Origin of the sequence: Labilibaculum sp. DW002 (genome assembly GCF_029029525.1) — a bacterium.
Taxonomy (GTDB): Bacteria; Bacteroidota; Bacteroidia; order Bacteroidales; family Marinifilaceae; genus Paralabilibaculum; species Paralabilibaculum antarcticum.
The window spans coordinates 145,132-153,071 of sequence record NZ_JAKJSC010000008.1; the positions used below are offsets into that span (position 1 = coordinate 145,132).

Annotated in this window: 8 protein-coding genes; 4 read left to right on the forward strand and 4 right to left on the reverse strand. The window is 32.5% G+C overall.

The genetic code is table 11. The features are described 5' to 3' along the window. Nucleotides 1–170 precede the first annotated feature (170 nt). Genes secG through L3049_RS19665 form a run of 4 tightly spaced genes read right to left on the reverse strand, consistent with a single transcriptional unit; the run spans nucleotide 171 to nucleotide 3,340 of the window. Complete coding sequence (secG, locus tag L3049_RS19650) at nucleotides 171–512, reverse strand: preprotein translocase subunit SecG (RefSeq protein ID WP_275111538.1); 342 nt, start codon at nucleotides 510–512, stop codon at nucleotides 171–173. A gap of 6 nt (nucleotides 513–518) precedes the next feature. Beyond that, entirely contained in the window at nucleotides 519–1,532 is a 1,014-nt protein-coding gene (locus L3049_RS19655) for a hypothetical protein (RefSeq protein WP_275111539.1), read from the reverse strand. A 4-nt stretch (nucleotides 1,533–1,536) separates the two neighbouring features. Beyond that, a complete protein-coding gene (locus L3049_RS19660) occupies nucleotides 1,537–2,058 on the reverse strand; it encodes an LptE family protein (RefSeq protein ID WP_275111540.1) in 522 nt (173 codons plus the stop codon). 37 nt (nucleotides 2,059–2,095) lie between these two features. Further along, complete coding sequence (locus L3049_RS19665) at nucleotides 2,096–3,340, reverse strand: sigma-54 interaction domain-containing protein (RefSeq protein ID WP_425440825.1); 1,245 nt, start codon at nucleotides 3,338–3,340, stop codon at nucleotides 2,096–2,098. A gap of 194 nt (nucleotides 3,341–3,534) precedes the next feature. Between L3049_RS19665 and L3049_RS19670 the strand changes: the two genes are divergently transcribed. The 4 genes from L3049_RS19670 to L3049_RS19685 all read left to right on the forward strand — a co-directional run bounded on the left by L3049_RS19670 (nucleotide 3,535) and on the right by L3049_RS19685 (nucleotide 7,898). Then, a complete protein-coding gene (locus L3049_RS19670) occupies nucleotides 3,535–4,707 on the forward strand; it encodes a sensor histidine kinase (protein WP_275111542.1) in 1,173 nt (390 codons plus the stop codon). Between the two features lie 21 nt (nucleotides 4,708–4,728). Continuing rightward, nucleotides 4,729–5,478, forward strand: a complete 750-nt coding sequence (kdsB, locus tag L3049_RS19675; RefSeq protein WP_275111543.1) for a 3-deoxy-manno-octulosonate cytidylyltransferase — start codon at nucleotides 4,729–4,731, stop codon at nucleotides 5,476–5,478. A gap of 118 nt (nucleotides 5,479–5,596) precedes the next feature. Beyond that, the gene (locus L3049_RS19680) at nucleotides 5,597–7,180 is read left to right on the forward strand and encodes a sensor histidine kinase (protein ID WP_275111544.1); all 1,584 of its coding nucleotides are present in this window, start codon (nucleotides 5,597–5,599) and stop codon (nucleotides 7,178–7,180) included. Nucleotide 7,181: 1 nt separating this feature from the next. Next, entirely contained in the window at nucleotides 7,182–7,898 is a 717-nt protein-coding gene (locus L3049_RS19685) for a response regulator transcription factor (RefSeq protein WP_275111545.1), read from the forward strand. Nucleotides 7,899–7,940 lie beyond the last annotated feature (42 nt).

Sequence of the window (7,940 nt, forward strand, 5' to 3'; positions counted from 1 at the left end):
TTCAGATTATTTTTTGCCTTTAATTAATTTCTTTATTAAGAATAAATGATCAATTCTCCCTCTGCGAATCAATAAATGTACTGAAAAACAGAATGATATAGGTACAAAAAAAATGTCAGCATGTTATGACATACTGACATTTAATTATATCAATGATATAAAATATTTTCTTATTTCGCTGTATCCTTTTCTGTAGAAGGAGCTTCAGTTGGGAAAGCTGGAGTTTCAGGAGCAGTTTCAGTTTCCTGTAATTGCTGCTCAATTTGTGACTTTTGACCATCTAATTCTCCACGATCAATAGTTGTTACTGTTAAGATACAAAGTACTAATAAACTTCCGGCTAAAACCCAAGTTGCTTTCTCAAGAAAATCTGTAGTTTTCTTAACACCCATAATCTGGTTAGATGATGAGAAGTTAGAAGCTAATCCGCCTCCTTTTGAGTTTTGTACCAAAACGATTAAAACCATTAGTACACAAACAATAAGGATCAATACTGAAATAAAGGTAAACATACTTATCTATTTTTTTAATTTTTCTATTCTTTCCAATTGACTCGCAAAGTAAATATTTTTTTCGGGATTTTTCAACATTAATTTCTCATAAACAGATATCGCTTTATCAAAAAGCTTTTGTTTAATATAAATCTCTGCTAAAGTTTCGCTCATAAAACTATCTTTTTCCTCTAAACTGTCCAATGAAATATCTTCTTGTTTATCAACTACTTTAATATTTCTTTCAATTCGAGGATCATTCTGAATAAAATTATCAATAAGATCAATTCCTCTCTTTACTTTTTCATGTCGAGAATTTTGATCATTTTGCTGCTCTTCATCCGAAGTTTCATTAACATCAACCACATCCATCCAATCGGTAAAGGAATGATTTTCTTTTGGCTCTTTCGACTCTATTTCATCCTCATTGGATTTCTGATCCAGAGTATAAAAATTACCTCCATAACCAATATGGTATACTTCTGTTTCTGCAACAAGAATTTCAGAATCACTCTGCTCTTTCTTTTCTGTTGGTTCGGTAAGTTCTAAAATTTCTCCTTTTGCAGCTTCTACATTTTCATCAAGAGTATTTTCCGTATCTGAAACTACAGCTGTTTCATCATCCGAAAAATCGAATAATTCTTCTGATTTATCATCGTCTGAAAGAATTTGTTTTACTTCTATTGCTGCTTCAGGTTCACCATCTTTTGCTTCAGCAACAACATTTTGATCTTGTATCTCTATTTCTGCCTTCTTATCCTCCTCTAGAGGAAGATTTTCAGTTTCGGAAGTTTTTGATTGAATTTTGATTTGATCCTGAAGCAACAGAAATAATTGTCTGCGGTCTGGAATAAATAAGGCTGAATTTCTCAATTCCTCCTTAAAACGAATGCTCTGGTTATCATGTAAGTTTTTTAACAAGAGAAGATGAGCCGTCTGAAAATAGGGATATTGGTCAATCAGATTTTTTAATTCCCGATGACTATTTCGATCCATATTCCCCGAATTCTTTATCCAATCTTGTAATAAACTTTGATCCATATTCTTACCAGTTTACAACCGCTGCATTATAAATATCATCAATAATTTGTTCTAATATCTCTTCAACCAAAGAATCTTCCACATCACTTAATTGCTGAGTACTGTCAAAATCTGCGAAAGCTGAAAAACTCTTATCGAAATCATTGTCAGGCTCTTTCTCATTTGTGAAACGAACTTTAATCGTAATCGTTAAACGGTTGGTAGCAGAAATATCATTTGCTGTAACATCTAAAGCTCTTGTTTGATAACCTGTAATTTCACCATCAAAATTCAAGTGTCCATCTGCATCAACAATCTCATTTAATGTAGTTTGCCCTCTAAATTTCTCTTTTAAATCCTCGGTAAACTTATTGCTCAAATTCGGATTCACCAAGGGTGCCCTATTTGGAAAAAATTGCACTGAAAATGACTCTACCTCAGGAGATAAAGAACCTCCACTAAAATTGTAACCAACTTTAGTAAGTCCACAAGCACTCACGAAAATGCTAATAATTAAGCTTAAAAAAACGGTTTTTATCTTGTTCATATAATGAAAAATAAAAATAACAATAATTTGTAAATATTTAGTTGATATCGTACTCTTTGATTTTACGATACAAAGTACGTTCTGAGATTCCTAAATCCAAAGCAGCATATTTTCTTTTTCCATTATGCTTATCCAAGGCTTTTTTAATCAATTCAACCTCTTTATCTTCCAATGATAAAGATTCCTCAACAAAAACCTCTGTATCCTGAATTACTGAATCATTTGGTGTAGGAATATTAGTTGCAGGCTGACTTTGTCCTTGATGCTGCAATATGTCAAACTCCTGATCTTCATACAGTTTACGAATCAGTACTGCATTATCTTTTTGCAAGCTAGATGAATCACCATCCTTTTGCATCAAATCGAAAACCAATTTTTTAAGATCCGTCATGTCTTTCTTCATGTCGAAAAGCACTTGATATAAAATTTCTCTTTCCGATGAAAATGTTTTATCCTTACTAGAGCTATCGGTATAAAGAGCTGGTAACATTTGTTCATCATTCCGAGGCAAATACGGCTGTAAATTTTCAGCTCCAATTTGTCTTTCTTTCTCTATAATAGAGATTTGCTCTGTAATATTTTTCAACTGACGAATGTTTCCTGGCCAACGATAAGCACTTAAAATTTGCTGTGCACCCTCGTTCAATCTTAAAGCAGGCATACGATATTTCTCTGCAAAATCCTGAGCAAATTTTCGGAATAACAAATAGATATCTTCACGACGCTTACGTAGTGCAGGCATGACGATAGGTACCGTATTTAATCTGTAAAATAAGTCCTCTCTAAACTTCCCTTCTTTTACAGCTTGAGGAATATTGATATTTGTAGCTGCAACAACTCTAACATTTGTTTTGAGAACTTTAGATGATCCTACTTTCATAAATTCACCTGTTTCCAAAACACGTAGCAATCTTACTTGAGTCGACAGAGGTAACTCCCCTATCTCATCAAGAAAAATAGTTCCATTATTAGCCACTTCGAAATACCCTTTACGATCGGACAAAGCTCCTGTAAACGCGCCTTTTTCATGACCAAAAAGCTCAGAATCAATCGTTCCTTCCGGAATGGCTCCACAATTCACCGGTATGTATGGGGCATGCTTACGGGCACTAAATTGATGTATAATTTGTGGAAAAACCTCTTTCCCCGTACCACTTTCTCCGGTAATCAGCACAGATAAATCTGTTGGTGACACCTGCACAGCAATATCTATTGCTCGGGTTAGGGCATAAGTATTCCCAATTATTCCAAATCGTAATTTTATTTGTTGTACATCCATCAAAAACCTGATTTTGATTATTACGAGAGTAAAAAACATGAAATTTTTTCATGCTACCTGACAAAATTACTACTTTTTCAATTTAGTAAGCAATTCTACTTCATTATTATCATTAAAGATTGTTAATTTCCCGTATCTTTTTTCAGTCCCTCACGTAATAAAATAGGTAATTTCATTTCTTATAAACTTTCTCGCTCATGGCAATTAACCTGAAGAATCTTAAAGAATCCAATGAATTTTTAAACATTCTATTTGATAATATTACTTCTGCTTTATTTATTTTAGATACAAATGCTCGAGTAGAAAGTATAAATGAATCTTTCTCAATTTTATTCCAAAAACGAGAAGAAAAAATTCTTGGAGATTTATGCGGTAATGCTTTGGGCTGCAAATTCGCAATTGAAGAAAAGGCCTTATGCGGGGAAACGTCTCATTGTAAAAATTGTAAACTACGAAACGATATATTAGCGAATATGTCGCAAAAAGTACCTACCAATAATCGTAAGCTAACTAGAGATTTTTATGCTGACGATACAACAAAAGACACCAAACATTTTCTTTACTCAACAAGACACATTCAATATAACGAGAAGGAATATATACTTGTAATTGTTGATGATCATACAGAATTGGAAAAACAAAAAGCAAAACTGGAAGAACAAAATGATTCTCTTAAAAGTTTAAACGAGCAAAAATCTAAATTTTTAGGAATTGCAGCTCACGATTTAAGAAATCCAATTGGTGCTATCAATTCTTTTTCTGAGTTATTAATTGATTCCTTTGATGAGTTTTCAAAAGAAGATAAAACTGAATTTTTAAATCTAATTAAAGACAGTAGCCAATTCTCACTGCAATTACTCAATGAATTACTTGATATTTCTAAAATTGAATTGGGAAAACTTGAACTTAATAAAGAAAAGATTAACATTGAGAATATCGTAATCAATACAATTAAAATCAATAAAATTTTTGCAAAAAAGAAGAAGATCCAAATTGACTTTAACTCCAAAATAAAGAATCCTTCTATAAAAATTGATAAAAGTAAAATAGAACAAGTATTGCATAACTTACTCAGTAATGCAATAAAATACTCAAATCCTGAAACAAGGGTATCCGTGAGTATAATCGAAACAAATGCTTTTTTACAAATTTCAGTAACCGATCAGGGAGTTGGTATTCCAGAAGAAGAAGTTAAAAATTTGTTTACTGAATTTGGAACCACAAGTGCGAAAACTACAGCCAACGAAAGTAGTACAGGATTGGGCTTAGCTATTGCGAAAAATATAGTTGTAGGTCATGGTGGGGAAATAATGGCAAATAGTAAATTAGGTGAAGGTTCTGAATTTTTGTTTACTTTGCCACTTAATTAATTACTGCAAAATAAATCACGAATGAAATTCTTAGGAATTATTCCCGCAAGGTATGCCTCTACACGTTTCCCAGGCAAACCTCTTGCCGATATTAGTGGCAAACCAATGATCCAGAAAGTTTACGAACAAGCTTCCAAAGCACTCGAGCAAGTTTGGGTGGCTACCGATGACTTTCGAATTGAGGAGTGTGTTAAAAGCTTCGGAGGAAAAGTAATCATGACTTCGCCTGATCACCAAAGTGGAACGGATCGAATCGCAGAAGCTGCATTAAAAATCACAGAAAAGCTAAATTCACAATTTGATGTGGTAATTAACATTCAAGGAGATGAGCCATTTATTCAACCAGAACAAATCAGCTCCTTAAAAAACTGTTTTTCTTGCCCTTCGACAGAAATCGCAACCCTTATTAAAAAAATATCCAATTCTGATGAAATTTCGGATGCGAACAAGGTGAAGGTTGTTGTCAATAAAGATCAGAGAGCTTTATACTTCAGCCGATCACCAATTCCATTTGTACGTGGCGAAGAGAAGGAAAATTGGATAAACAAACAAAGCTTTTTCAAGCATATTGGGATGTACGCCTATCGTTACAAAGCCCTTATGGAAGTAACAAAACTAGAACAAAGCCCTTTAGAATTATCTGAATCTTTAGAACAATTGAGATGGTTAGAAAATGGCTACATCATTCAAACCGACACGACAAAACACGAATCAATTGGTATTGATACACCAGAAGATTTGGAGCGTGTAAAACAAATGGGGCTATTGTAGTCCCTTTTTTTATCCTTTAACTTTTCTTTAAGGATTATTAGGGCAGCTTTAACCCGATAAATTGCTTGTGCTTTGTAAATTTGAATTGTATCTTCAAATAGCAATTCATTAATTTACAATGAGCAAAAAACTAATAAGCACATTAATTATTTTAATGTCCATTTCTCTTTTAGGGATAATTGGTGTTCAAATCCTATGGATAAAAAATGCAATCCATATTCAAGAAAAAACTTTTGATTCCAATATCAATAAGGCATTACATCAGGTTGTACAAAACCTTGAGAAAAAAGAAAACGTTTTTCTTATAGGAAAAGGTCTTCATTCTGTTAGTAACACACATCCATCCAATATTGAAATTCATGCAATTCGAGATTTCATTGATGAGAAAGAGCATGGTAGCAAACATCATATCAAAATTAAAACCACACAAAAACTAGAAAATAAGAATGCAGGTGATACTCAAATAATCGTTTCTGCAAATAGCAGCTCAAATAAATCGATTAACTTCTGGCACTCCAATAATCAATCTGACTCTCTAATGGATATTGATATTCATGTAACAAGCATGGATACAATAATTAGAATAGAAAATAAAGAAAGGCAAATCGAAAATATTGTCGAAAAAGTAGTCTATGAGTTTAAATCAAAAGATATTACAATTATAGATCGTGTTAGCCAGGAAGATTTACCTACTGAAATTGAAACAAGTTTAATAAATTTTGATATTTCTTCTCCATTTAATTATGCAATAATAGACGGAGACTCAAAACAAATCCTTGTTTCATCGGACTCTACACTTAATAAAACCTTACTTAATTCTCCTCACAGCATAACTCTTTTCCCAAATGATATTTTCCTATCTAATAGTCAGTTATCCTTAAATTTCCCTGATCGTTTTACACTCATTTATGAATCTATATTCTCCTTACTAATTCTATCTGCAATATTCACCTTATTCATAATTTTCACTTTTATAAATGCTATTTCCTTCATTCTAAAACAAAAACGAATCAGTGATATAAAATCCGATTTCATTAATAACATTACGCACGAATTTAAAACACCTATCGCCACTATAGCTCTAGCATCAGATTCAATAAATAATGCTAAAGTTATCGGTCAACCAGATAAAATTCGATATTTTACATCTATCATTAAGGACGAAAATTTCCGAATGAATAAACAAGTCGAAAATATTCTTCAATTATCCCTATTCGGAAAACACGAACTAAATATCAATCCTCAGACCAACCATCTTAATGAAATCCTTCAAAAAGCAGCCGAGCATATTCAACTCCAAATCGACGAAAAAGGAGGATCACTCATTATCAAATTAGAGGCTGTTAATGATATATGCGATGTTGATGAAGTTCATTTTTTAAATGCAATATTTAATTTGCTTGACAATTCAATAAAATACTCTCTTGCAGAACCACAAATTGAAATAGGAACAAGAGGAATTGATAATAAAATACAAATTTGGATTAAGGATTCAGGAATTGGTATGAGTACTGACACCAGAAAAAAAGCGTTCAAAAAATTCTTTCGGGCCGAAACAGGTAATATCCACAATGTAAAAGGTTTTGGCTTAGGACTTAGTTACGTAAAACTAATTGTAGATAAACACAATGGAAATATCGAAGTTACAAGCAAACAAAACGAAGGAACCATGGTTACCATCTCACTACCATTAAAAGTATAATATGAAAGAAGATCTTAAAATATTACTCGTAGAAGATGAGCCTAATTTCGGAGCCGTTCTAAAAAACTATCTTGAAATTTCTGATTTTAATGTTGACTTATGCAAAAATGGAAAAGATGGTTTATCCTCCTTTCTAACTTCAAAATACAAGCTTTGCATTTTAGATGTTATGATGCCAGAAATGGATGGTTTTACCCTCGCTAAAAAAATTAAAGCAATCGACCCTAACATTCCTATTATCTTTCTTACTGCAAAAACATTGAAAGAAGATATTATTCAAGGTTATCAATTAGGAGCTGATGATTACATTACCAAACCTTTTGATTCTGAACTATTAATTTATAAGATTAAAGCAATTCTCTCCCGCAACAATAATGTTGCTAAGGAACCAATAGATGAAAAATATACAATTGGTAAATTCACTTTTGATCCACTATTACGAACTCTACGAGATGAGATTCAAGAACAAAAATTATCACCTAAAGAATCAGAATTACTTTGCTTATTAAGTCAAAACCTAAATCATATATTACCAAGAGAAAAAGCCTTACAAGAGATTTGGGGCGATGATAACTTCTATACTACACGAAGTATGGATGTGTACATTACTAAGCTCAGAAAGTATTTAAAGTCTGATCCCAGCATTATAATAGAGAACATTCATGGTAGTGGTTTTCGTCTGCTACAGATCAATACTCCGTTCGACTCTCCAAAGTAAATAATTCCTTTAAAAATAGTTCGGTGCTCATTCCAACACCAA